Here is a 22,847-nt window from a genome sequence, read left to right on the forward strand (position 1 = left end):
CAAAATAACTAAGTTAGGCTATTATAATGATAGTTAGTAACAGCTAACGCATATGCCTTTATATTTATTTAACGGGTCCTCGACCCGTTTATTTAAAAGTTATAGGTTAGTAATAACTAACACAAGTTAGAATAAAACTAACAGTGAAATGTATACTATATATCTATTTAGCAGGATGAGGAGGACTAATATGAGTGTAGTTATAATTGGCGGTAATGAATGTATGGTATGTCAATATGAGAAGATATGTAAACAGCATGGCTGTAAAGCCAAGGTATTTGTTAAGGAGAAGAGTGGCTTTGGCAAGAAGATTGGCAACCCTGACCTTATGATACTTTTTACTAACACAGTATCACATAAAATGGTACATAGTGCTGTTACAGAAGCAAAGAGCAAGGACATTCGGATTGTGCGTTCACATTCAAGCAGTGCTTCATCACTTAATGCAGTTCTTCAGGAATATGTAGCAGACGGAAAGGCTTGTTAATTGTAACTGACACAGACAGCAGGCAGAGTAATGCGTAATATAAGGAATGGAGATTATATGCTTAGAAAGCTGGAGAATGAGATTGTAAAAGAATGTGCACCTACATTGGCTGGAATTAAGATGGCTAATCTTTTTAATTATAGATTTGTATCAGAAGATGAATTCGATTCTGAGATTAAGACTGCCAATATGAACCTTAATGAGAAGGGCGTATATATAGAAGTCTTAAGAAAGACAGATATGAGTTCATTGATATATGTATACAGACCAAGTATGTTATTTAAGGCAGTCAATAATGATGATGTATGGAATATACTATCCAGCTATGGATACATAGAACGAAGTATACAGGCATGTATTAATACACTTAAGGAACGTCTTATGACACAGCCCTGTTTTCCACACGAGATAGGTTTATTTCTTGGATATCCTGTAGAAGATGTAAAGGAGTTCATTTTTAATAAAGGACAGAACTGCAAATGTTGTGGTGTGTGGAAGGTATATTACAATGAACAGGAAAGTGTCAGAACATTTGCAAGATTCAAGAAATGTTCTGAGGTATATCAGAAGGTCTTTATAGGAGGACGAACATTAAATCAGTTGACCGTGAATATATGATTCACTCAACATATATGTGCACAAGCATTAAATTAAAGCAATAATGGAGGAATGATAATGAGTAAAGTTGCAGTTGTATATTGGAGCGGAACAGGTAATACAGAGGCTATGGCCAATGCTGTTGCTGAGGGAGCAAAGGAAAAAGGAGCAGAAGTAACATTATTCACTGCTTCAGAATTCTCATCAGCAAAGGTTGCAGAATTCGACGGAATAGCTTTCGGATGCCCTGCTATGGGAGCAGAAAATCTTGAAGAGTCAGAATTTGAGCCGATGTTTACAGACTGTGAAGCGGCACTTTCAGGAAAGAAGATAGCACTCTTTGGTTCTTACGGCTGGGGAAGCGGAGAATGGATGGATGACTGGGCAGAAAGAAGCAGGAATGCTGGTGCTGACCTTAGCTGTGACCCGGTAATCTGTAATGAAGCTCCTGATGATGAAGCTGTAAGCAATTGCAAGGATCTTGGTGCTTCTCTTGCATAATCAGAGTGTATGTACAATTAAGAATATGCATAGTTAATGTATGTGTATAATCAGATATGTGCATAATATAAAGTAATATAATGAATATATTAATAAGTGACATATTTATTCTGGACACTTCCCAATATAATATTAATTAGTGAGTAATGACCGCATACATATTAATTTTACTGTATATGTATGCGGTTATTATGTGAAAATTAATAATATGAAAATTTTCTTAAAATGGTAATTGACATCTAATAAGTGTTAGTATATACTAACACAGTAGCAAATGAAAAACATTATCAACATAGATACAGATAGGAGTGATAAGTTATGCCATTATCAATGATAGGTGAGGGAGAGACAGCAACAATCACAAGGATTGGTGGGAAAGAAGAGACGAGAAGATTTCTTGAGAATCTAGGCTTTGTAGTTGGAGCTATAGTGACGGTCATTTCTAAGACTGGCGGTAATGTTATAGTTAATATTAAAGAATCACGAGTAGCTATAGGAAGCGATATGGCTTCAAAGATTATGGTATAAAGACTTGAGTTTCAAGCCTCTATATAGATATTCACAATATTTTAATGAGAAGGAGAGATTAAGATGACTTTAAAGGAAGTTGCTGTTGGTCAGACTGTTAAAGTTGCTAAGCTTAATGGTGAAGGTCCGGTTAAGAGAAGAATTATGGACATGGGAATCACTAAAGGCGTAGAAGTCTATGTCAGAAAAGTTGCACCATTGGGAGATCCAATAGAAGTAACAGTACGAGGATATGAGTTATCACTTCGTAAGGCAGATGCAGCTATGATAGAGGTAAATTAATATTTATTTTTTTGCCAAAAGGTTAGCATTAACTAATTATAGCAAGCATAATCTAAATGAAGAAAGTTACAACTAATTATTAACTCATTAAGAAAAGAGGTAAAAGAATGTCAATTAAGATTGCATTAGCAGGTAACCCTAACTGCGGTAAAACAACATTGTTTAATGCTCTTACAGGTTCTAACCAGTTCGTAGGTAACTGGCCAGGTGTTACTGTAGAGAAGAAGGAAGGTAGATTAAAGGGACATAAAGATGTTGCCATTATGGATTTACCAGGTATTTACTCACTTTCTCCATATACATTAGAGGAAGTTGTAGCAAGAAATTATCTTATTAATGAAAGACCAGATGCTATCATCAATATTGTTGATGGTACTAACATTGAAAGAAACTTATATCTTTCAACACAGATTATGGAACTTGGTATTCCGGTAATTATGGCTGTTAATATGATCGACCTTTTAGCTAAGAATGGTATTGAACTTAACATTGCAAAGCTTTCAGAGAAGCTTGGCTGTGAAGTAGTTGAAATATCAGCTCTTAAGGGAACTGGTATTAAGGAAGCGGCAGAAAAGGCTGTAAAGCTTGCTGAGTCTAAGAAGGTTAATAAGCTTGCACATAAATTCAGTGATGAAGTTGAATCTGTTATCGAAGCAGTTGAAGATAAGATTGGTCTTGATGTAGTAGAAGAACAGAAGAGATTTTTCGCTATCAAGTTATTAGAGAAAGATGACAAAATCGGACAGCTTATGTCTAGTGTACCTGATGTTACAGCAGAGATTGATAAACTTGAGAAAGATTTTGATGATGATACAGAAAGTATTATCACCAATGAAAGATATACATACATTTCATCAATTATTGGAGAGTGTGTAAAGAAGGCTCATTCTAAGGATAAGCTTACAACATCTGATAAGATTGATAAAATCGTAACTAACAGAATATTAGCACTTCCTATATTCGCAGTAGTTATGTTCTTAGTATATTACATTGCTATGGTAACAGTTGGTACAGCAGCTACAGACTGGGCTAACGATGGTTTATTTGGTGATGGTTTCCACCTTTTCGGTATCGGTACTTCAGCTTATGAAGAAGTAGCTGACGAATATGGCGATTCAGATGAAATCATTGCAGCATATGTAGAAAGCCTTGGTTCTAAGGGCGAAGCAATAGCAGATGCTATTGATACAGAAGCAGAAGACTATGACTCAGAAGATGCTGTTAAGGCTCTTACAACTCTTAAGTCTATGGTTAAGTCATCAGATTCAGTTGATTATACTGTAGAAGATGATGAAACACTTGCAACAGAAGATTTCACAGCAGATGCTGATGATATTAAAGAAGCTATTAACCTCGCTATCGAATATGATGGTACAGCTCCAGATCCGGCAGATTATGGCATATGGGTTCCTGGTATCCCAGTTCTTATTGGTGACGGACTCGATGCAATCGGTTGTGCAGATTGGTTAAATGGTCTTATTCTTGATGGTATTGTAGCCGGTGTTGGTGCTGTACTTGGTTTCGTTCCTCAGATGTTAGTATTATTCTTATTACTTGCTATCTTAGAGGCTTGCGGATATATGGCACGTATCGCATTCATTATGGATAGAATCTTTAGAAGATTCGGTCTTTCAGGTAAGTCATTCATACCTATCCTTATCGGTACAGGTTGTGGTGTTCCTGGTATTATGGCTTCTCGTACAATCGAGAACGAAAGAGACCGTCGTATGACAATTATGACAACAACATTTATACCTTGTGGTGCTAAGACACCATTCATCGCTATGATTGCAGGTGCTATCTTTGGTGGTTCACCTTGGGTTGCAACATCAGCGTACTTCATCGGTATGGCAGCAATTATCGTATCAGGTATTATTTTAAAGAAGACAAAGTTATTCAGCGGAGATCCAGCACCATTCGTTATGGAACTTCCTGCATATCATATTCCAACAGTTGGCAACGTACTTAGAAGTATGTGGGAGCGTGGCTGGTCATTCATCAAGAAGGCTGGTACAATTATCCTTCTTTCTACAATCGTTGTATGGTTCACAACATATTTTGGATTTGCTGATGACGGATTCAGAATGTTAGCAGAAGATGAAATTGATATGAGTATTTTAGCTAAGATTGGTAATGCAATCGGCTGGATATTCACTCCACTTGGATGGGGTAACTGGCAGGCAGCCGTTGCTTCAATCACAGGACTTGTAGCTAAGGAAAATATCGTTGGTACTATGGGTATCCTTTACGGTGGTGGAGATGTATCTCCATATGCAGCACTTGCACTTGCATTTACTAAGTTAGCAGGTTTCTCATTCCTTACATTCAACCTTCTCTGTGCTCCTTGTTTCGCAGCAATCGGTGCTATTAAGAGAGAGATGAACAGTGCTAAATGGACTTGGATAGCAATTGGTTACCAGTGTGGATTTGCATATGTAGTATCACTTTGCATCTACAATATCGGAAGCCTTATCGCTGATGGAGTATTTAGTATCTGGACAGTTGTAGCATTTGTATTAGTAGCTGGTTTCCTTTATCTTTTATTCAGACCAACAAAGGAAGCGGAAGAATACAAGAAAGCAGCAGCTAACTAAGATTACTTCCTAATCATAATTATATAAGTGTTCAATCCGTCACTAAGTGGCGGATTGGATATATATTTTATTCATCAGATATAGCGGCAGATGTCAGAGTTGGTGTAAGAATGGAGGATTAATATGGGTACAGTAATCGTATTGGTGGTATTGGTGGTAATTGTAGCCGCTATTGTGTATACAATGGTTAAAGGCAAGAAGAATGGCAAACATTCATGCGGTGGAGATTGTGGTCATTGTGGAGGCTGCCACTAGGATAGGAGGCATTAATGCAGAAATACTATTCATGTGATAAAAATGCTTCTGAAGTAGTTGGCTATGAAAGAAGCGAAATGCAGAAGGACATAATTCTGCAAAGATTAAGAAACAGGGGATGCAGAATAACGAAACAGAGAATGATGCTTTTAGACATTATTCTTAATGAAGAATGTTCGTGCTGCAAAGAAATATATTATAAGGCATCAAAGCTTGATCCTAATATTGGAACAGCTACAGTATACCGTATGATTAATACACTTGAGGAGATTGGTGCTATTAACAGAAGAAATATGTACCGTGTATCGTGTGGAAGCGAATGTAATATGAACAACACATACACAGTTGAGTTTGACGATAATTCAGTAATCAATCTGTCAGCCAGCAAATGGAACCAGATAGTGCAGAAGGGTTTAACAGCTTGTGGTTACATAGACAGTAAGACAGTTAAGAGTATAACAGGAGGGCCATAATAATAATGTCCCTCCTGTTTTTGATAAAGTTTCTCAATTAATAAAAAATATGTGGTAAAACTAAAAAGTATGGTATAAGATAATACCTAAACAAAAATCAAAGTCAATTACGTCAGGCAGATGTTAATTGGGAATGGAGGATAAGATGAAAAACGTATTTAAGAAAATCGATGGAGTTAAGACAGGAATATTTGCAGCAGGTGTACTTTTTGGTACAGCAGGAATTAAGATATTATCAAGCCAGGATGCTAAGAAGGTATACACGAACTGTACAGCAGCAGTTCTTCGTGCTAAGAAGTGTGTAATGAAGACAGCAACAACAATTCAGGAGAATGCTGGTGATATCTATGCGGAGGCTAAGGCTATCAACGATGAGAGAGAAGCAGCAGAAGAAGTTGTAGATGATACAGTAGAATTAAACGAAGTATCAGAAGAAACAGAAAGCACAGAGCAGTAATAATATGCTGGAATAAGTGCTAAGAGGCAGAATATGAAATTTTATATTAAACACAGTATGACAGGACGTTTAAGAGTTCATATGGATATGAAGCATATGAGTTTTAAACAGGCAGATATATTAGAGTATTATATTAAAAATATAGAAACAGTGACTTCTGTCAAAGTATATGAAAAGACTTGTGATGCTGTTATAGAATTTAAAGGCGATAAAGCACAGATTATTAATGAACTTAAGCATTTTACATATTCGCAGGTGGTAGTTCCTGAAGATGTGCTTAACAGTTCAGGAAGAGAGATGAATTCTTATTATCAGGACAAGCTGGTTAATAAGGTATTCTTAAGAGCAGCAAGTAAGCTGTTCCTCCCTATATCTGTAAGAAATGTTGTAACAACTGTAAAGTCGGTTAAATATATTGGCAGCGGTGTTAAGACATTGCTTAAAGGAAAGATGGAAGTACCTGTGCTTGATGCGACAGCAATCGGTGTTTCTATATTAAGAAATGATTTCAATACCGCAGGTTCTGTTATGTTCCTTCTTGGAATCGGTGAGATTATGGAAGAATGGACACATAAGAAGTCGGTAGGAGATCTTGCAAGGACTATGTCACTTAATGTAAGCAGGGTATGGCTTAAGACAGCCGATACAGAAGTATTAGTCCCTGTTAATGAGATAAAGAACGGTGATGAAATTATAGTTCATGTAAGTAATGTTATTCCATTTGACGGAGTTGTAGTTACTGGTGAAGCTATGGTTAATCAGGCTTCACTTACTGGTGAAGCAGTGCCGGTAAGCAAGAATACAGGAAGTGCTGTATTTGCAGGAACAGTTATTGAGGAGGGCGGACTCACAATAAAGGTTAAGCAGAGTGGCGGTAATAGTAAGTATGACAAGATTGTTAAGATGATTGAGGAGTCAGAAAAGCTCAAGTCTGGTCTTGAAAGCAAGGCTGAACATCTTGCTGATTCATTAGTTCCATATACATTAGGTGGAACAGCACTCACATATCTTCTTACAAGAAATGCAACAAAGGCATTATCAATACTTATGGTTGACTTCTCCTGTGCACTTAAGCTTGCTATGCCAATAACAGTATTGTCAGCAATAAGACAGGCTGGACAGAATGATATTACAGTAAAGGGTGGTAAGTTCTTAGAGGCAGTAGCCGCTGCAGATACTATCGTATTTGATAAGACAGGAACACTTACTAAGGCTGCACCAACAGTAAAATATGTATATTCATTTAATGGTGATAGTGAAGATGAGCTTTTAAGAATGGCTGCCTGTATGGAAGAACATTTTCCACATTCTATGGCCAAGGCAGTTGTTGATGCAGCAGCTAAGAAGAACTTACGCCACGAAGAAATGCATACAAAGGTTGAGTATATAGTTGCACATGGTATATCAACTACTATAAATAATAAGAAGACTATAATAGGAAGCTATCATTTTGTATTTGAAGATGAAGGCTGTACTGTGCCTGAAGGCAGACAGGAAATGTTTGATAATCTTCCAGAAGAATATTCACACCTTTATCTTGCAATTGAGGATAAGCTTGCGGCGGTTATCTGTATAGAAGACCCTGTAAGACCAGAGGCTAAGGAAGTAATTAGTTCACTTAAAGAGCTTGGAATATCTAAGGTTGTAATGATGACAGGAGATAGTGAGCGTACAGCTAAGGCAATCGCAGGCAAGGTTGGCGTAGATGAATATTATTCAGAAGTACTCCCAGAAGATAAGGCTTCATTTGTTGAGAAGGAAAAAGCTGCCGGACGTAAGGTTATAATGATTGGTGATGGTATTAACGATTCACCGGCATTGTCAGCGGCAGATGTTGGTATTGCAATAAGTGATGGTGCTCAGATAGCAAGAGAGATTGCAGATATTACAGTTAGTGCTGACGATTTAGGGCAGATTGTATATCTTAAGGATTTAAGCAACAATCTTATTAAGAAGATTAACCGTAATTACAGAACTATAGTATCTTTCAACTCAGGACTTATAGCACTTGGTGTATTAGGTGTAATACAGCCAACAACATCAGCACTTTTACATAATACATCAACACTTTTCATCAGTATGAATAGTATGAAGAATATAACCTTAGCTGAGGAGCATAAGTAATAATCTTAAGCATAGAAATTTATAATGCCGCAAAGTATTACTTGTAAGAAGCAATAATCACAGAATATAAATTACTAAAAATTATAAAAAGGAACACACTAATTGATATATTTTATCATTTGGTGTGTTCCTTTTTTGCGTTATTGATATTATAATACTAATAAAGGTTAGGTTAGACTAACCTAATTATATTAAATATGAAGGAGAGAAAATTATATGTTTCTTACTGTAAAAGATTTAAAAAAATCATATGGCAGTACTTCTAATAAAGTAGAAGTTCTTAAGGGAATTAATTTTGAAGTTGAAAAAGGGGAAATATGCGTACTGCTTGGACCATCTGGTTCGGGAAAATCAACACTTCTTAATATAATAGGTGGAATAGATGATGCTGATTTGGGATATGTAAGCATTGATAGTGAAAAGACTAAAGATATGAAAGAAAAAGAGCTTACAAGATACAGAAGAAAGCACCTTGGTTATGTATTCCAGATGTATAATCTTATACCTAACCTTAATGTTAAGGAGAATATCGAGGTTGGTGCTTATCTTAGCGATTCACCGCTTGATATTAACGAACTGCTTAATACATTAGGGCTGTATGAGCACAGGCATAAGCTTCCTAACCAGTTATCTGGCGGACAACAGCAAAGAACTGCAATAGGCAGGGCTATTGTTAAAAATCCCGACATATTATTATGTGATGAGCCCACAGGAGCACTTGATTATCACACATCTAAGGAAATCTTAAAGCTTATTGAGGATGTCAACAAGAAATACGGCAACACAGTCATAATGGTTACACATAATGATGCTATCCAGAATATGGCTGACAGGGTTATCAAGTTAAGAGATGGACAGATAAGAGATAATATAGTTAATAACAGTAAGGTATCTGCCGCTGACCTTGAATGGTAGATTAAATATTATATAATGGGAGTTAGATATGAAAAATCCTTTAATTAAACGATTGCCAAGAGAATTTACTGGTGAAATTGCAAAATATATAGTCATATTTATATTTATGACAGCTGTTATAGGGCTTATAAGTGGTTTTCTTATAGCTGATGGAAGCGTGCTTGATACATATAATAAGAGTTTTGATAAATATAATGTAGAAGATGGTAATTTTGAATTGTATTCCAAGGCCGATGATAAGCTGATTGACAGGTTGGAAGAAGAAAATGTTACTATATATGAGAACTTCTATAAAGAAGAAACTTTAAAAGTACACAATAATGAGAAGTTAAGAGAAGACGACCAGAGCACAATACGTTTCTATATTAATAGAGATGATATTGATAAGGTTGATGTTATGGAAGGCAGACTCGCAGAGGATATTAACGAGATTGCATTGGATAGAATGTATTCTGTCAATAATAATATTAAAATCGGCGACATAATTAATGTTGGCACAAGGGCACTTAAAGTAACAGGTTATGTTGCATTATCTGATTACAGCTGTCTTTTCTCGAACAACTCAGATACAATGTTTGACTCTTTAAAATTCGGTGTTGGTGTAGTGTCAGAGAGCTGTTTTGATATGTATGATGATACACATATTCATTATGTATATTCGTGGAAATATGATAATAAGCCTGCAGACGATATAGAAGAAAAAGAGATGGCAGATGATTTTATGAAAGTAATATCTAATAATGCTATACTTACTAATTATATTCCAGGATATCTTAATCAGGCGATACATTTTACCGGTGATGATATGGGAAGCGACAGGGCTATGATGATAGTTCTTTTATATGTTGTTATAGCTATTATGGCATTTGTATTTGCAGTTACAACTAATAATACAATATTCAAAGAAGCTAATGTTATCGGTACTTTAAGAGCTTCGGGATATACAAGGGGAGAGCTGTTGTTACATTATATTCTTCTACCGATTATTGTTACATTAGCAGGTGCACTTGTCGGTAACATATTAGGATATACATGGTTTAAGGATATATTTGTAGATACATATTATCAGAGTTATTCGCTTACAACTTATACAACACTTTGGAATGGTGAAGCATTTGTATTAACAACAGTTGTTCCATTTATAATAATGGTAGTGATAAATGTATTGCTCATAGGTTACAGGCTTCGTCTTTCACCACTTAAGTTCTTAAGAAAGGACTTGGCTGTAAGACAGAAGAAGAAAGCTGTGCATCTGCCAGGATTCAAGTTCTTTAACAGATTTCGTTTAAGAATAATTATACAGAATATGCCAAATTACATTACATTATTTGTGGGTATATTATTTGCCAATATACTCCTTCTGTTCGGTATTATGATGACCCCGCTTCTTGACCATTACCAGAATGAGATACAGGACAAACTTATAGCTAAACATCAGTATGTATTGAAAGTTCCGGTCGAGGTGGATAATGAGGCCGCAGAGAAATACTGTGTCAGGACACTTTCAACACTTGAGGGACGTTTAAAGAGTGAAGATGTATTGATATACGGAATTGCTGATGACAGCGAATATGTTGACATTAACAGTAGTGAACTTAAAGATGGTGAAGTGTATGTGTCACACGGCTATGCTGAAAAGTTCAAGATTAATAAGGGTGATAAGATAACGCTCAAAGAGAAATATGAGGACAAGGAATATACATTTACAGTTAAGGATATGTATGATTATCCATCAGCATTTGCAGTATTTATGGATGAAGGATATTTTAAAAATCTATTCGACAAAGAGGATGATTACTATTCAGGCTACTTATCATCAGAGAAGCTTGATATTGATGAGAAATATATTGCAACAGAGATTACACTTGATGATTTAACTAAGGTTTCAAGACAGCTTGACCGTTCTATGGGAGAAGTATTTGGAATTATTAAAGTCTTTGCAGTTGTATTATTTGCAGTATTAATGTTCTTGTTAACTAAGCTTATTGTTGAGAAGAATTCAACATCAATCTCTATGGTTAAGATATTAGGTTATTCCAACAGTGAGATAAGCAGGCTGTATGTCACCTCAACAACAATAGTGGTTGTCATATCAGTTGTTATCAATATTGCATTATCAGTTGTAATTATGAATAGCCTGTTCAGGGTATTTATGGAGAAAATGTCCGGCTGGATTTCCTGCTACTATGCACCATATCTGTTCGTAGTTATGTTCGTGCTGAATATCGGTGTGTATGCTCTGATTTCAGTATTTATGATGTATAAGATAAAGAAGATACCTATGGATGAGGCATTAAAGAATGTAGAGTAATAAAAAAGCTGTCCTATTTAATGAATTGGATAAAGTGAGCAGATATAATTAGCTCATATTAATCCAATCATTAAACAGGACAGTTTTTTATTTATAATTAAGATGTTTTCTTTTGATTTTCTTTAAAATACTGAATTTCTTAAAATTTTTTATATTTAATTCTTGAAATTTTTCTCAAATCCTGAATTTCAGAAAAATTACAGCTATAACCGCAGTCTTGTAGTTAAGCCGCATATTCTGAGTCACCAAAGAAGTCATTGTACCATACAAGGAACATATATACTGTCCAGATTTTTCTTGAATTATCTGCCTTGCCTTCTTTATGTTCATCAAGATACTTAACAAGCTCATCTGTGTTGAAGTACTTGTTAGCAGCTTCGCTTGTGAAAGCTTTTTTAATCATATTGTAATATTTCTCGTCCTTTAACCATATTCTGATTGGCACTGGGAAACCAAGCTTCTTCTTCTCAGCAACCATATCAGGAAGATATTGGTTAGCAGCTTTACGCATAGCGTATTTAGTATTAGATTTATTAACTTTGTACTTAGTTGGGAGAGTTCTTGCTACATTGAATACTTCCTTATCAAGGAAAGGAACTCTTACTTCAAGGCTGTGTGCCATACTCATCTTATCAGCCTTAAGAAGAATATCACCGATAAGCCAGAAGTTAATATCTATATACTGCATTTTAGTTACATCATCTTTATCTTTAACTTTGTCATAAAATGGCTTAGTAAGTTCTTTATGGTTATACTTTCCAGTAGGGTTCTTTAATATCCTGGCACGTTCTTTTTCGTTGAACATAAATGCGTTACCGATAAAGCGTTCTTCAATATCCTTGCTTCCTCTTATAAGGAAATTCTTGCCCTTGAACTTAAATGGAACAGCCTGTGCAGCATTGGCAAGACACTTGCGGAGTCCCTTTGGAAGCTTTCTATAGCCTGCTGTATCAAGAGGTTCTTTGTAAATGTTATATCCGCCAAAGAACTCATCAGCACCCTCGCCTGACATTGAAACCTTAACATACTTAGAAGCAGTCTGGCTTACAAAGTAAAGGGCAATAGCAGCAGGGTCAGCTAAAGGCTCGTCCATATGATACTGGATTTTAGGGATAGCTGCCCAGTATTCTTCACTTGATACAAGCTTAGAATAATTGTCTATCTGGATTTTCTCAGATAAGGCTTTAGCGTAATCTATCTCGTTATATTTTTCGTAGTCAAATCCAACTGTAAATGTCTTGTCACCATTAAATGTAGCGGCAACATAGCTTGAGTCAACACCGCTTGAAAGGAATGAACCAACCTCAACATCACTAATCTTGTGGTGTTCAACTGAGTCGTGCATAGCATCGTCAATCTCTTTGACGAATTCATCTAAAGACTTGCTCTCATCAGCTTCAAATGTAGGCTCCCAGTATCTTTTTATGTTGATTTCTCCATTATGGAAAGTAAAGCAGTGACCTGGCATAAGCTTGTATACACCCTTAAAGAATGTTTCAGGAAGCACTGAATACTGGAATGTGAGGTAATTTTCAAGAGCAACATCATTAACTTCCTTCTTATATGCAGGGTGTGCCAATATGCTCTTAATCTCAGAACCATATATAATGTTGCCGTCAACTACAGTGTAGTAGAAAGGCTTAATTCCAAAGAAATCCCTTGCACCAAAGAGAGTTTCCTTCTCACTGTCCCATATAACAAATGCAAACATACCACGAAGCTTATTTAACATATCTTCACCGTATTCTTCATAAGCGTGAATAAGAACTTCTGTATCAGAGTTGTTCGCAAATATATGCCCCTTTTCAATAAGGTCTTTTCTTAAATCCTGATAATTATATATCTCACCATTAAATGTGATAACAATCTTTTTATTTTCGTTGAACATAGGCTGGCTTCCGTTATCAAGGTCGATGATTGAAAGTCTTCTAAAGCCCATATAAGCCTTGTCGTCTATATACTGACCGGCACTGTCAGGTCCTCTGTGGATGATTTTATTCATCATATCAGTAAGTACATCCTTACCATTTTCAAGGTATCCTGTAAATCCAGCAAATCCGCACATATTACAAAACCGTCCTTTCTTAAATGTGATTTATTACTATAATCCTTTAAAATACAGGCACAATAAAACCTGCATATTAATAATGTTTACACGAATATTACAACATATACGGCAGTATTTAGAATAACAGCCACCGTAAATGGCAAACCCTATGTAAATCAATTATGTAATTATAGCAAACTGGGATATTTAATACAAGATAATTGTTATGGCAAAACAGGCATTTACAAAGTAATAAAAATATTTTATAATTGTAATCAAATTTTAATAATAGCTTGGATATAGTTCCAATATTAAATGCACAATATGGAGGATTAGTAATGGAAAAGATTAAGATGACAACACCACTCGTTGAGATGGATGGAGATGAGATGACAAGAGTATTGTGGAAGCTTATTAAGGAAGAACTGCTTTTACCTTATGTAGACCTTAATACAGAGTATTATGATCTTGGACTCGTCCATCGTAATGAAACTAATGATCAAGTTACTGTTGACTCAGCAGAAGCAACTAAGAAATATGGTGTTGCTGTCAAGTGTGCTACAATCACTCCTAATGCAGCAAGAGTTAAGGAATATGACCTTAAGGAAATGTATAAAAGCCCTAATGGAACAATCAGAGCAATATTAGATGGTACTGTATTCAGAGCACCTATTATTGTTAAGGGTGTTGAGCCATATGTTAAGACTTGGAAGAAGCCTATCACAATAGCAAGACACGCTTATGGTGATGTATACAAGGCATCAGAGATGAAGATTCCAGCAGCTGGCAAGGCAGAGCTTGTATACACAGATGAGCAGGGTAACGAATCAAGAGAGCTTATTCATAACTTTAAGGGGGCAGGAATTATTCAGGGTATGCATAACCTTAACGATTCTATTGAGAATTTTGCAAGAAGCTGCTTTAATTTTGCACTTGAAACTAAGCAGGATCTCTGGTTTGCAACTAAGGATACAATCTCTAAGAAGTACGATCATACATTTAAGGATATATTCCAGGATATATATGATAAGGATTATGCTGATAAGTTCAAGGAAGCAGGAATTGAGTATTTTTATACATTAATAGATGATGCAGTTGCAAGAGTTATCCGTTCAGAAGGTGGATATATCTGGGCATGCAAGAACTATGATGGTGACGTTATGTCAGATATGGTTGCAACAGCATTTGGTTCATTATCAATGATGACATCAGTTCTGGTATCTCCACAGGGATATTATGAATATGAGGCTGCTCATGGAACAGTTCAAAGACATTATTACAAGCACCTTAAGGGAGAAGAAACATCTACTAACCCTATTGCTACTATATTTGCATGGACAGGAGCTTTAAGAAAGAGAGGAGAACTCGACTCACTTCCAGAGCTTTCAAAGTTCGCAGATACACTTGAAAAGGCTTGCATCAAGACAGTAGAAGATGGTAAGATGACTAAGGATTTAGCACTTATTACTACATTAGGTAATCCTGTAACACTTAATACACAAGGTTTTATTAAGGCAGTTAAGGAGACACTTGAAAGTCTTTTATAATTGTGCCAATAAAGGGTATTATTATATAGGATATTATATATAGAAGTGTTGGATTTCACTTGTGATATCTATAGATATTCGTATGAATTGAGGATTTTGAATGAAGTTTAAGTTTGAGGTTAAAGATCTTTTTAAACTCCCCAATATTTTATGTTATATAAGAATTGCACTGGTTCCGCTGTTTGTATATCTTTATTTTACGGCAGAAGAACCAGTGGATTATTATGTTGCGACACTTGTTGTAATGCTTTCGGGGATAACAGATTTTCTTGATGGGCAGATAGCAAGACGTTGTAATATGATAACTGATTTGGGTAAGATTATTGATCCGGCAGCAGATAAGCTTATGCAGCTTGCAATGTTAGTTACTCTGGCTATTAATATTCCATATATGTGCATACTTGCTGTATATCTTATTGTCAAAGAGGTAGTTATGGCACTTATGGGTCTTGTAGTTATGAAAAGGGCGAATAGGAGATTAGATGGTGCTAAATGGTATGGCAAGGTATGTACAGCAGTATTGTATGTGTGTATGCTTGCTTTAGTTGCATTTCCGCATATGCAGGTTAATCTTCAATATGTTATAATGATAGTGTGTGCAGCAGTATTGACATTTGCATTTATTATGTATATAAGAATATATATAATAATGTTAAAAGATAACCATTATGGTAATGATGAAAGAAAGTTGTATTAATATGTATAATATATTTGATATTACATTTAGGGAAATGAATGTTAACCAGTTAGCGGTATGGTTTTTTATATATAGTTTTTTTGGCTGGGCTATGGAATGTATAGTCATAAGAAAACAGCTTGGATATTGGGAGAACAGGGGTTTTGCCAAGCTTCCGTTCTGCGTTATATATGGCTTTGGCGTGTTTATAGCATTTCATATATTTGCACCAATTGAGGGTAATTACCCTGCTTTATACGTTGCTGGTGCTATATGTGCGACAATATTTGAGTATATGACAGCAAGACTTATGCAGAAGCTTTTTGGTGAAGTATGGTGGAATTACGACCATCTAAGATTTAATTATAAAGGAATAATATGCCTTCAAAGCACTCTTGGCTGGGGGTTATTAGCAGTTCTTATATTTAGTGTATTCAATAAAATGGTAGAACGTGTTGTATTCAGTATGGATATGAGGGTAACTACAGTGTTATCAATTGTGCTTGTTATATCATATGTTGTGGATTTCTCTTACCATTTTACTAAGAGAATTGCTAATAAGAAAATGGAAAGTGTAGTTGCACAGGCTTCAAGTGCTGGCAGCCTTCAGAGGTTTTTTCATAGATAATCAGCGGGGTGGACAATGTTAGAAAGTCTTAAGAATAATGTCAGGCTGCTTCGCAGGAGCAAACGACACGTAATTCTGTTTGAACTGACATATAAGTTACTGGCAGTAGCAGTTATATATCCTATATTAACTGCCGCCATTAATCTTTGTATGAAGGTTGCAGGAATCAGATATTTAACAAATGAATATATTGTAAAGGCACTGACAAACCCTGTTGTTATTATAGCTTTGTTTACAGGCATTATACTGTTTGTCGGTTACTGCATTTACGAGATGGCATATTTGGCTGTGTGCTTTGAAACTAAGAGAAAAGGTAATAACGCATCTATAATTGATAATATATATAATGCGTACCTGCGTCTTAAAAATTTAATCCGAATTCAAAGCATACCGCTTTTTTTATTTTTCTTTATTTCGATTATATTTATAAATGTTACAATTGTCGCTAATCTTATATATTCAGATACATTGAGCAATCTTATCGGAAGTACGATGAGAAGAAACAGGTATATGATATATATGCTTGTGGCAATAGTTATGGTTCTTATATATTATTATGTTATAAGAGGCATTTTCTCATTTAATATATATATGATGGAGGGGAAGAATTTCAGACAGTCATATAAGAAAAGCTCACAGATTGTAAGAAATAACAGATTAAGGGTAATTATGTCTGTTATTGTATATAATCTTGCAATATTTGCAGCTATAGCAGTGTTCTATACAGTTATTTCGCTTATACTTATAGGCGGTGTTAAGCTGTTGGATATGGCTTATCTTGGAAGTGCGGTATATTTATCAGTTCTTAGGGAATTGAGGGCCGGTGTGAAGATTTTTCTTGTGTTTATATCAATACCTTGTTCATTCTCAATGATTTCATATATGTATTATAAATATTCCGATCTGGATGATATTGAATTTGAATTCGTGGATATTGACGAAGGTTCAGCAAGGGTCAACAGGATAATATATGCAGTTGTGCTGGCATTATCCATAGTGCTTGATGTTATATATATAATTGGGTCATTTAATAATAATCCGTTTGAGAGAGTGGCTATATTCCACAATACGGATATAACTGCCCACAGAGGTGCTTCAGTAGATGCACCTGAGAATACTCTTGCGGCATTCAGTAAGGCGATTGAAGATATGGCTGATGTTATAGAGTTAGATGTCCAGATGACCCAAGACGGCTATATTGTTGTTATGCATGATACATCAGCATACAGGACTACAGGTGTTCTAAAGAATATTACGGAGTTTACTTTAAGAGAAGTTAAAAGACTTGATGCCGGGTATTGGTATTCAGAGGAGTACAAGGGCGAGAAAGTTCCAACACTTGAAGAAGTATTGCAGCTTGCCAAAGGAAAGATTAAACTTAATATAGAGATTAAAACGGCGGATAACAGTGATGAGGTAGCAAAGAAGGTTGTAAAGCTTATACAGAAATATTCAATGCAGGATTCGTGCGTTATCACCTCATTTGATTATAGTGCATTGCAGGCTGTTAGGTCTTATGATGAGGACATAGAAGTCGGGTATATATTATCGGTGGCTTATGGAAAGTTCTATGAGATAGATGACGTGGATTTCTTTAGCGTCAATGCTTCGTTCCTTACTAAGAGAGTTGTTGATGCTATTCATAATTCAGGAAAGCAGGTATATGCGTGGACTGTTAATAATGACGCTTCTATAAAGAATCTTACTAATAAAGGTGTTGATAATATAATAACTGACAAACCTGTAACGGCAAGAGAGGTTATATATTCAAGAGATACAAGTGAGACATTGATTAATATGATAAAGTATGTATTTAACCAGTGATTAGCTTGGTAACATATATGCGTAAATGTACGCGGAAACGGGGGTCTATATGTTAAGAGGTATAGGTACATCTAAGGGAATTGGTATAGGAAAAGCACTTATTATCCATAAGTGTAAGAATGCTGTCAGCCGTGCTAAGATTAATGATACAGAAGCTGAGGTTGATAAGTTCAATGAGGCTGTGGAAAAGTTCATACAGGAAACTAATGAGCTTGTGGATAAGTTGTCACAGAAGCTTAATGGTGATGATAAGAATGCTCTTGTATTAAAAAATCAGGAATATCTTATAAGAGATCCTGAGTTTACCAGTGGTGTAATAAGTGCTATAACTAATGACAAGCTTAATGCAGAAGCAGCGGTTGAAGATACATGTGAGATGTTAAAGAACATATTCTTAAGCTTTAACAATGATACGATGACACAGAGAGTAGCCGATATTGAAGATATGAAACAGCGTCTTATAGCAATAATGCAGGGACAGAAGCATATTGATCTTACTAAGCTTTCTGATAATACTGTTATTATTGCCGATGAAATCCATCCATCTATGACAGCTAATATGGATACAGAGCATATTGCCGGTATTATATCAGAGAAGGGTGGAGATACATCACACGCTTCAATTCTTGCAAGAGCATTAGAAATCCCTGCTGTATTAAGTGTTAAGGATATATGCAGTAAAATAGCAGAGGGTGAGGAGGTTATAGTTGATGGAGCTTACGGCGAAGTATTCGTCAATCCTACACCTATAACTCTTAAGATATATAATAAAAAGAAAAAAGCATATGATGAAAGAGTTAAGGAACTTAAGAAATATATAGATAAACAGACTGTTACCAGGGATGGCAGAAAAGTAATGCTTGCTGCTAATATAGGCAATGCTGATGAGGCTGCTAAAGCTGTAAAGGCTGGAGCTGAGGGTATCGGACTTTTCAGGACGGAATTCTTATTTATGAACAAGCAGGCACTCCCAACAGAGGAGGAGCAGTATAACGAATATAAGAAAGCGGCAGTTGTGCTTGATGGCAGACAGCTTACGATAAGAACGCTTGATATTGGCGGAGATAAAGATATTCCTTATATGGGACTCACAAAGGAGTTAAATCCATTTCTTGGATACAGGGCCATAAGGTTCTGCCTTGACAGGGTAGACATATTTACAACCCAGTTAAGGGCTGTATTAAGGGCAAGTGCATATGGCAATATAAGAATTATGATTCCTATGATAACTTCTGTTACAGAGGTGCAGGCAGTTAAGAAGATTATAAATGGTATATGCAGGGATCTGGACAAGAAAGACATTAAGTATGATAAGGACATAAAGATAGGTGTTATGATAGAGACACCAGCCGCGGCAATAATGGCAGATGTACTGGCACATGAGGTTGATTTCTTCTCAATCGGTACGAATGATTTGACACAGTATACACTTGCTGTTGACAGAGGCAATGAGAATGTTGCTTATCTTTACTCTGCACTCAATCCAGCCGTTATACGAAGTATTAAACACATAATTGAGTGTGCACATAATGCAGGTATAGAAGCAGGAATGTGCGGAGAAGCGGCGGCAGATGAAAGAATGATACCACTTCTTCTTAATTTTGGACTTGATGAGTTCTCTGTTACAGTGAGCAGGGTGCTTGAAACTAGAAAAGAGATAGCTTCGTGGAGCAGTAAGGAAGTAAAAGAGATAACAGAAAATGTTATGAATTATTCGGAAGAAAAGGAAGTATCTAACTATCTTAGCGACTGCATAGCAAAATAATAGATTATTATATAATAAATGCTTTGTGATGATTGATATGTTAAGACATCTGCTTCTGGCATAATAGAATTAATTGGAGGAAAATATGGCATTATATGATACAGATGACGAGCAGGAAAAGGTTGTACTTGTCGGCGTAGAGTTAAATCCTCTTGACGACTGCGAGAAGTCGTTAGAGGAGTTAGCAGAGCTTGCTAAGACTGCCGGAGCGGTCACAGTAGGAAAGATGATACAGCCGCGTGACAGCTTCCACCCTGCAACATATATTGGTAAGGGTAAGCTTGAAGAATTAAGGCTTATGATAGATGAGCTTGGTGCAACAGGAATAATATGTGATGATGAGCTGTCTCCAGCACAGTTAAGAAATCTTGAAGATGTTCTTAATACTAAGATTATGGACAGAACAATGGTTATTCTTGATATATTTGCCGCAAGAGCTTCATCAAGTGAAGGTAAGATACAGGTTGAGATGGCACAGTTAAAATACAGGTCAACAAGACTTGCAGGACTTGGAACAGCACTCTCAAGACTTGGTGGTGGAATAGGAACAAGAGGACCGGGCGAGAAGAAGATAGAAACAGACAGGCGAATAATAAGGGACAGGATTGCTCATTTGTCAGGTGAGTTAAAGGAGATTAAGAGCCACAGAGATGTGCAAAGACAGAACAGACAGGACAGTTCTACACCAGTAGCGGCTATAGTAGGTTATACTAATGCGGGTAAGTCAACACTTCTTAACAGGCTGACCGATGCAGGTGTATTATCTGAGGACAAGCTGTTTGCAACACTTGATCCTACAACGAGGGCACTTACACTTCCTAACAAGGAAAAAGTGCTTATGACAGATACTGTTGGATTTATCAGAAAGCTTCCACATAATCTTATAGAGGCATTTAAGAGTACACTTGAGGAAGCGAAATATGCAGATATGATAATTCACGTTGTGGACTGCTCTAATGATGATTACGAAAGACATATGGCAACAGTATATGAGACATTGAAGCAGTTAGATGTAGGTGATAAGCCGATAATTACACTTTTTAATAAATGTGATAAATACGGCGAACTTCCTATACTCAAGGACAGCAAAGCTGATTATGTTGAGAATATTTCAGCCAGGACGGGTGTGGGAATAGATGAATTTCTGGAAGATGTGCAGGATATTATATTAAAGAGCAGAATTAGAATAGAAAGAGTATTTCCTTACAGCGATGCAGGCAAAATCCAACTTATAAGAGAATACGGACAGCTTGAAAGTGAGGAATACACACAGGAGGGCATAAGTGTCAAAGGATATGTGCCAGCCTGGGTAGGAGGCAAACTATGAATTTAATTGCACTTGTTGATAAAAAATGGGGAATAGCTAATAAAGGAAGAGAACTTGTTGATATTCCAGAGGATAAGAAGCTGTTCCGTGAAGAAACTTATGGAAAAGTTGTTATTATGGGAAGAAAGACATTAGAAGCACTTCCTAACCAGTCAGCACTTGTTGGAAGAAAGAATATTGTTCTTACAAGAAATAAAGATTATGAAGCTAAAGACGTATGTTTATGCCATAGTGTTGAAGATGTGCTTGAGAAGGTAAAAAATGTGGATAGTAAGGATGTATATGTCATCGGTGGTGGACAGATATACAAAGAATTCCTTCCATATTGTGATACAGCACATATTACAAAGGTTGATTACTCTTACGAAGCAGATACTTATATAAGTGATTTTGATAAGCTTAAAGACTGGAGAATTACAGGACAGAGTGATGAACATACATATTTTGATATATGTTATGAGTTTGTAAGGTATGAAAGAAAGGGTAAGGCTGATGAAATGCCAGAATAAAAAGAAAAATGTAAAGCGTGCTGTGGCTGGTATAATATTTCTTTCCGTAATAGCAATAATATTATCGGCATATGGCGTTACACAAATGTATGCTTCTCCAGAGAAAAAAGCTTTAAAAACGATGTTGAAATCTGGAGAACTTTTACAAAGCACAGTTGAAAAATATATAAACAACATAGATGTAAGTGCCAATAACTATACTGGAAAAATTAATATATCGGAGTTGATATATGATAATGCTGATTATATGCAGGGTAAGAATAGTGCAGAATATACCATTACAGCTAATATCGATAATAATGGAATAAATGTAGTTATACCTGAATTGACTAATGATACATTTTTAATATCTAAAGCTGATATATCAAGATATATTAATATAGATGCAGATCAGCTTAAGCCTGTTTTAAAAGCTGCATTAGCTGACTTTGTGAAGGGCTATGAAGTTATGGCAATGGATTGCGTGAATACAGTCAGCGAAACAGGAAAACACACTTATAATATTAATATAGATGAAACAGCTTTAGTTAATGGCTTTAATACATTTGTGGATGAATTATATAAAGATTCACAGGTTCTTCCATATATTTCGTTGTTAAATGTATATGGCATAAAAAAGGACAGTATTAAATCTGAATTTGCCACGGAAGTAAAGGACTGCAATGTAGTGCTTGATATAGAGGCTGACAGGGATAATAACCTTGTAAAGGTGAGTGCTGTAGTATATTACAATCAAAACGCTGTCTGTAATATGGTTATTGATTTTGATGGACTGGATAATATGACGCTATATATTATGGCTGAATATTCACAGGCTGAATATGTGAATTCGGTAATACAGATAGATATGCAAAGTGATAATGTAATAGGAGTGTCAGCCGATGCAGATATACATTTTATGAATCACAGTTTAAAGTTTAAGGCATCAGGAAATATTAATATCCAATAAGTCTTTGCAAAATAATTATTTTACATTTCTGTAACCAATCCTGAAAAAAGC

General features: G+C 35.9%; 21 protein-coding genes. 20 read left to right on the plus strand and 1 reads right to left on the minus strand.

All coding sequences use genetic code 11. The features are described 5' to 3' along the window. Positions 1–190: 190 nt before the first annotated feature. The 12 genes from WMO14_RS07040 to WMO14_RS07095 all read left to right on the plus strand — a co-directional run bounded on the left by WMO14_RS07040 (position 191) and on the right by WMO14_RS07095 (position 11,524). Positions 191–487 (plus strand): DUF2325 domain-containing protein, encoded by a 297-nt coding sequence (locus tag WMO14_RS07040; RefSeq protein WP_022502311.1) that lies wholly within the window; start codon positions 191–193, stop codon positions 485–487. Positions 488–517: 30 nt separating this feature from the next. After that, positions 518–1,105 carry a DUF3793 family protein gene (locus WMO14_RS07045; RefSeq protein WP_242858643.1) on the plus strand — a complete coding sequence of 196 codons (588 nt, stop codon included), beginning with the start codon at positions 518–520 and terminating at the stop codon, positions 1,103–1,105. A 57-nt stretch (positions 1,106–1,162) separates the two neighbouring features. Next, positions 1,163–1,585: a flavodoxin gene (locus tag WMO14_RS07050; RefSeq protein ID WP_055176228.1), complete on the plus strand. Its 423-nt coding sequence runs from the start codon at positions 1,163–1,165 to the stop codon at positions 1,583–1,585. Between the two features lie 318 nt (positions 1,586–1,903). Next, on the plus strand, positions 1,904–2,113 hold the full coding sequence (locus WMO14_RS07055) for a FeoA family protein (protein WP_022502308.1): 210 nt from the start codon (positions 1,904–1,906) through the stop codon (positions 2,111–2,113). A gap of 63 nt (positions 2,114–2,176) precedes the next feature. Further along, positions 2,177–2,395 carry a FeoA family protein gene (locus WMO14_RS07060; RefSeq protein ID WP_022502307.1) on the plus strand — a complete coding sequence of 73 codons (219 nt, stop codon included), beginning with the start codon at positions 2,177–2,179 and terminating at the stop codon, positions 2,393–2,395. Positions 2,396–2,502: 107 nt separating this feature from the next. After that, the gene (gene feoB / locus WMO14_RS07065; protein ID WP_116443892.1) at positions 2,503–4,989 is read left to right on the plus strand and encodes a ferrous iron transporter B; all 2,487 of its coding nucleotides are present in this window, start codon (positions 2,503–2,505) and stop codon (positions 4,987–4,989) included. 123 nt (positions 4,990–5,112) lie between these two features. After that, positions 5,113–5,244, plus strand: coding sequence for a FeoB-associated Cys-rich membrane protein (locus WMO14_RS07070; protein WP_022502305.1), 132 nt, complete (start codon positions 5,113–5,115; stop codon positions 5,242–5,244). 14 nt (positions 5,245–5,258) lie between these two features. Continuing rightward, positions 5,259–5,717 carry a Fur family transcriptional regulator gene (locus tag WMO14_RS07075; RefSeq protein ID WP_022502304.1) on the plus strand — a complete coding sequence of 153 codons (459 nt, stop codon included), beginning with the start codon at positions 5,259–5,261 and terminating at the stop codon, positions 5,715–5,717. Between the two features lie 145 nt (positions 5,718–5,862). Next, the gene (locus WMO14_RS07080) at positions 5,863–6,174 is read left to right on the plus strand and encodes a DUF6110 family protein (protein ID WP_055176219.1); all 312 of its coding nucleotides are present in this window, start codon (positions 5,863–5,865) and stop codon (positions 6,172–6,174) included. A 33-nt stretch (positions 6,175–6,207) separates the two neighbouring features. Then, positions 6,208–8,298 carry a heavy metal translocating P-type ATPase gene (locus WMO14_RS07085; RefSeq protein ID WP_349153559.1) on the plus strand — a complete coding sequence of 697 codons (2,091 nt, stop codon included), beginning with the start codon at positions 6,208–6,210 and terminating at the stop codon, positions 8,296–8,298. 216 nt (positions 8,299–8,514) lie between these two features. Then, a complete protein-coding gene (locus WMO14_RS07090; RefSeq protein WP_055176214.1) occupies positions 8,515–9,213 on the plus strand; it encodes an ABC transporter ATP-binding protein in 699 nt (232 codons plus the stop codon). 28 nt (positions 9,214–9,241) lie between these two features. Further along, positions 9,242–11,524 carry an FtsX-like permease family protein gene (locus tag WMO14_RS07095; protein WP_349153560.1) on the plus strand — a complete coding sequence of 761 codons (2,283 nt, stop codon included), beginning with the start codon at positions 9,242–9,244 and terminating at the stop codon, positions 11,522–11,524. A 223-nt stretch (positions 11,525–11,747) separates the two neighbouring features. Here WMO14_RS07095 and asnB read toward each other — a convergent pair whose 3' ends face one another. Continuing rightward, positions 11,748–13,589, minus strand: coding sequence for an asparagine synthase (glutamine-hydrolyzing) (gene asnB, locus WMO14_RS07100; RefSeq protein WP_022502299.1), 1,842 nt, complete (start codon positions 13,587–13,589; stop codon positions 11,748–11,750). 320 nt (positions 13,590–13,909) lie between these two features. Between asnB and WMO14_RS07105 the strand changes: the two genes are divergently transcribed. The 8 genes from WMO14_RS07105 to WMO14_RS07140 all read left to right on the plus strand — a co-directional run bounded on the left by WMO14_RS07105 (position 13,910) and on the right by WMO14_RS07140 (position 22,796). Then, complete coding sequence (locus tag WMO14_RS07105) at positions 13,910–15,118, plus strand: NADP-dependent isocitrate dehydrogenase (protein ID WP_022502298.1); 1,209 nt, start codon at positions 13,910–13,912, stop codon at positions 15,116–15,118. Positions 15,119–15,218: 100 nt separating this feature from the next. Beyond that, entirely contained in the window at positions 15,219–15,815 is a 597-nt protein-coding gene (locus WMO14_RS07110; protein WP_090140063.1) for a CDP-alcohol phosphatidyltransferase family protein, read from the plus strand. Then, positions 15,787–16,422, plus strand: a complete 636-nt coding sequence (locus WMO14_RS07115; RefSeq protein ID WP_349153561.1) for a putative ABC transporter permease — start codon at positions 15,787–15,789, stop codon at positions 16,420–16,422. The genes WMO14_RS07110 and WMO14_RS07115 overlap by 29 nt, the downstream gene beginning before the upstream one ends. A gap of 15 nt (positions 16,423–16,437) precedes the next feature. Then, positions 16,438–18,246, plus strand: a complete 1,809-nt coding sequence (locus WMO14_RS07120) for a glycerophosphodiester phosphodiesterase family protein (protein ID WP_349153562.1) — start codon at positions 16,438–16,440, stop codon at positions 18,244–18,246. Positions 18,247–18,295: 49 nt separating this feature from the next. Then, positions 18,296–20,011 carry a phosphoenolpyruvate--protein phosphotransferase gene (gene ptsP / locus WMO14_RS07125; RefSeq protein ID WP_349153563.1) on the plus strand — a complete coding sequence of 572 codons (1,716 nt, stop codon included), beginning with the start codon at positions 18,296–18,298 and terminating at the stop codon, positions 20,009–20,011. A gap of 85 nt (positions 20,012–20,096) precedes the next feature. Further along, positions 20,097–21,338, plus strand: a complete 1,242-nt coding sequence (hflX, locus tag WMO14_RS07130) for a GTPase HflX (protein WP_349153564.1) — start codon at positions 20,097–20,099, stop codon at positions 21,336–21,338. Then, complete coding sequence (locus tag WMO14_RS07135) at positions 21,335–21,847, plus strand: dihydrofolate reductase (protein ID WP_022502292.1); 513 nt, start codon at positions 21,335–21,337, stop codon at positions 21,845–21,847. Before hflX ends, WMO14_RS07135 begins: the two co-directional genes overlap by 4 nt. After that, on the plus strand, positions 21,810–22,796 hold the full coding sequence (locus WMO14_RS07140; protein ID WP_349153565.1) for a hypothetical protein: 987 nt from the start codon (positions 21,810–21,812) through the stop codon (positions 22,794–22,796). Before WMO14_RS07135 ends, WMO14_RS07140 begins: the two co-directional genes overlap by 38 nt. Positions 22,797–22,847 lie beyond the last annotated feature (51 nt).

The sequence above is a fragment of the Lachnospira rogosae (ex Hitch et al. 2025) genome (assembly GCF_040096455.1).
Classification (GTDB): domain Bacteria; phylum Bacillota; class Clostridia; order Lachnospirales; family Lachnospiraceae; genus Lachnospira; species Lachnospira rogosae.

Coding starts and splice junctions, on each gene's coding strand:
- WMO14_RS07070 (WP_022502305.1), top strand. CDS start 5,113: ATGGGTACAGTAATCGTATTGGTGGTATTGGTGGTAATTGTAGCCGCT.
- hflX (WP_349153564.1), top strand. CDS start 20,097: ATGGCATTATATGATACAGATGACGAGCAGGAAAAGGTTGTACTTGTC.
- WMO14_RS07135 (WP_022502292.1), top strand. CDS start 21,335: ATGAATTTAATTGCACTTGTTGATAAAAAATGGGGAATAGCTAATAAA.
- WMO14_RS07115 (WP_349153561.1), top strand. CDS start 15,787: ATGGTAATGATGAAAGAAAGTTGTATTAATATGTATAATATATTTGAT.
- WMO14_RS07075 (WP_022502304.1), top strand. CDS start 5,259: ATGCAGAAATACTATTCATGTGATAAAAATGCTTCTGAAGTAGTTGGC.
- WMO14_RS07120 (WP_349153562.1), top strand. CDS start 16,438: ATGTTAGAAAGTCTTAAGAATAATGTCAGGCTGCTTCGCAGGAGCAAA.
- asnB (WP_022502299.1), bottom strand. CDS start 13,589: ATGTGCGGATTTGCTGGATTTACAGGATACCTTGAAAATGGTAAGGAT.
- WMO14_RS07085 (WP_349153559.1), top strand. CDS start 6,208: ATGAAATTTTATATTAAACACAGTATGACAGGACGTTTAAGAGTTCAT.
- WMO14_RS07060 (WP_022502307.1), top strand. CDS start 2,177: ATGACTTTAAAGGAAGTTGCTGTTGGTCAGACTGTTAAAGTTGCTAAG.
- ptsP (WP_349153563.1), top strand. CDS start 18,296: ATGTTAAGAGGTATAGGTACATCTAAGGGAATTGGTATAGGAAAAGCA.
- WMO14_RS07110 (WP_090140063.1), top strand. CDS start 15,219: ATGAAGTTTAAGTTTGAGGTTAAAGATCTTTTTAAACTCCCCAATATT.
- WMO14_RS07095 (WP_349153560.1), top strand. CDS start 9,242: ATGAAAAATCCTTTAATTAAACGATTGCCAAGAGAATTTACTGGTGAA.
- WMO14_RS07055 (WP_022502308.1), top strand. CDS start 1,904: ATGCCATTATCAATGATAGGTGAGGGAGAGACAGCAACAATCACAAGG.
- WMO14_RS07040 (WP_022502311.1), top strand. CDS start 191: ATGAGTGTAGTTATAATTGGCGGTAATGAATGTATGGTATGTCAATAT.
- WMO14_RS07045 (WP_242858643.1), top strand. CDS start 518: ATGCGTAATATAAGGAATGGAGATTATATGCTTAGAAAGCTGGAGAAT.
- WMO14_RS07050 (WP_055176228.1), top strand. CDS start 1,163: ATGAGTAAAGTTGCAGTTGTATATTGGAGCGGAACAGGTAATACAGAG.
- WMO14_RS07080 (WP_055176219.1), top strand. CDS start 5,863: ATGAAAAACGTATTTAAGAAAATCGATGGAGTTAAGACAGGAATATTT.
- WMO14_RS07090 (WP_055176214.1), top strand. CDS start 8,515: ATGTTTCTTACTGTAAAAGATTTAAAAAAATCATATGGCAGTACTTCT.
- WMO14_RS07105 (WP_022502298.1), top strand. CDS start 13,910: ATGGAAAAGATTAAGATGACAACACCACTCGTTGAGATGGATGGAGAT.
- WMO14_RS07140 (WP_349153565.1), top strand. CDS start 21,810: ATGAAAGAAAGGGTAAGGCTGATGAAATGCCAGAATAAAAAGAAAAAT.
- feoB (WP_116443892.1), top strand. CDS start 2,503: ATGTCAATTAAGATTGCATTAGCAGGTAACCCTAACTGCGGTAAAACA.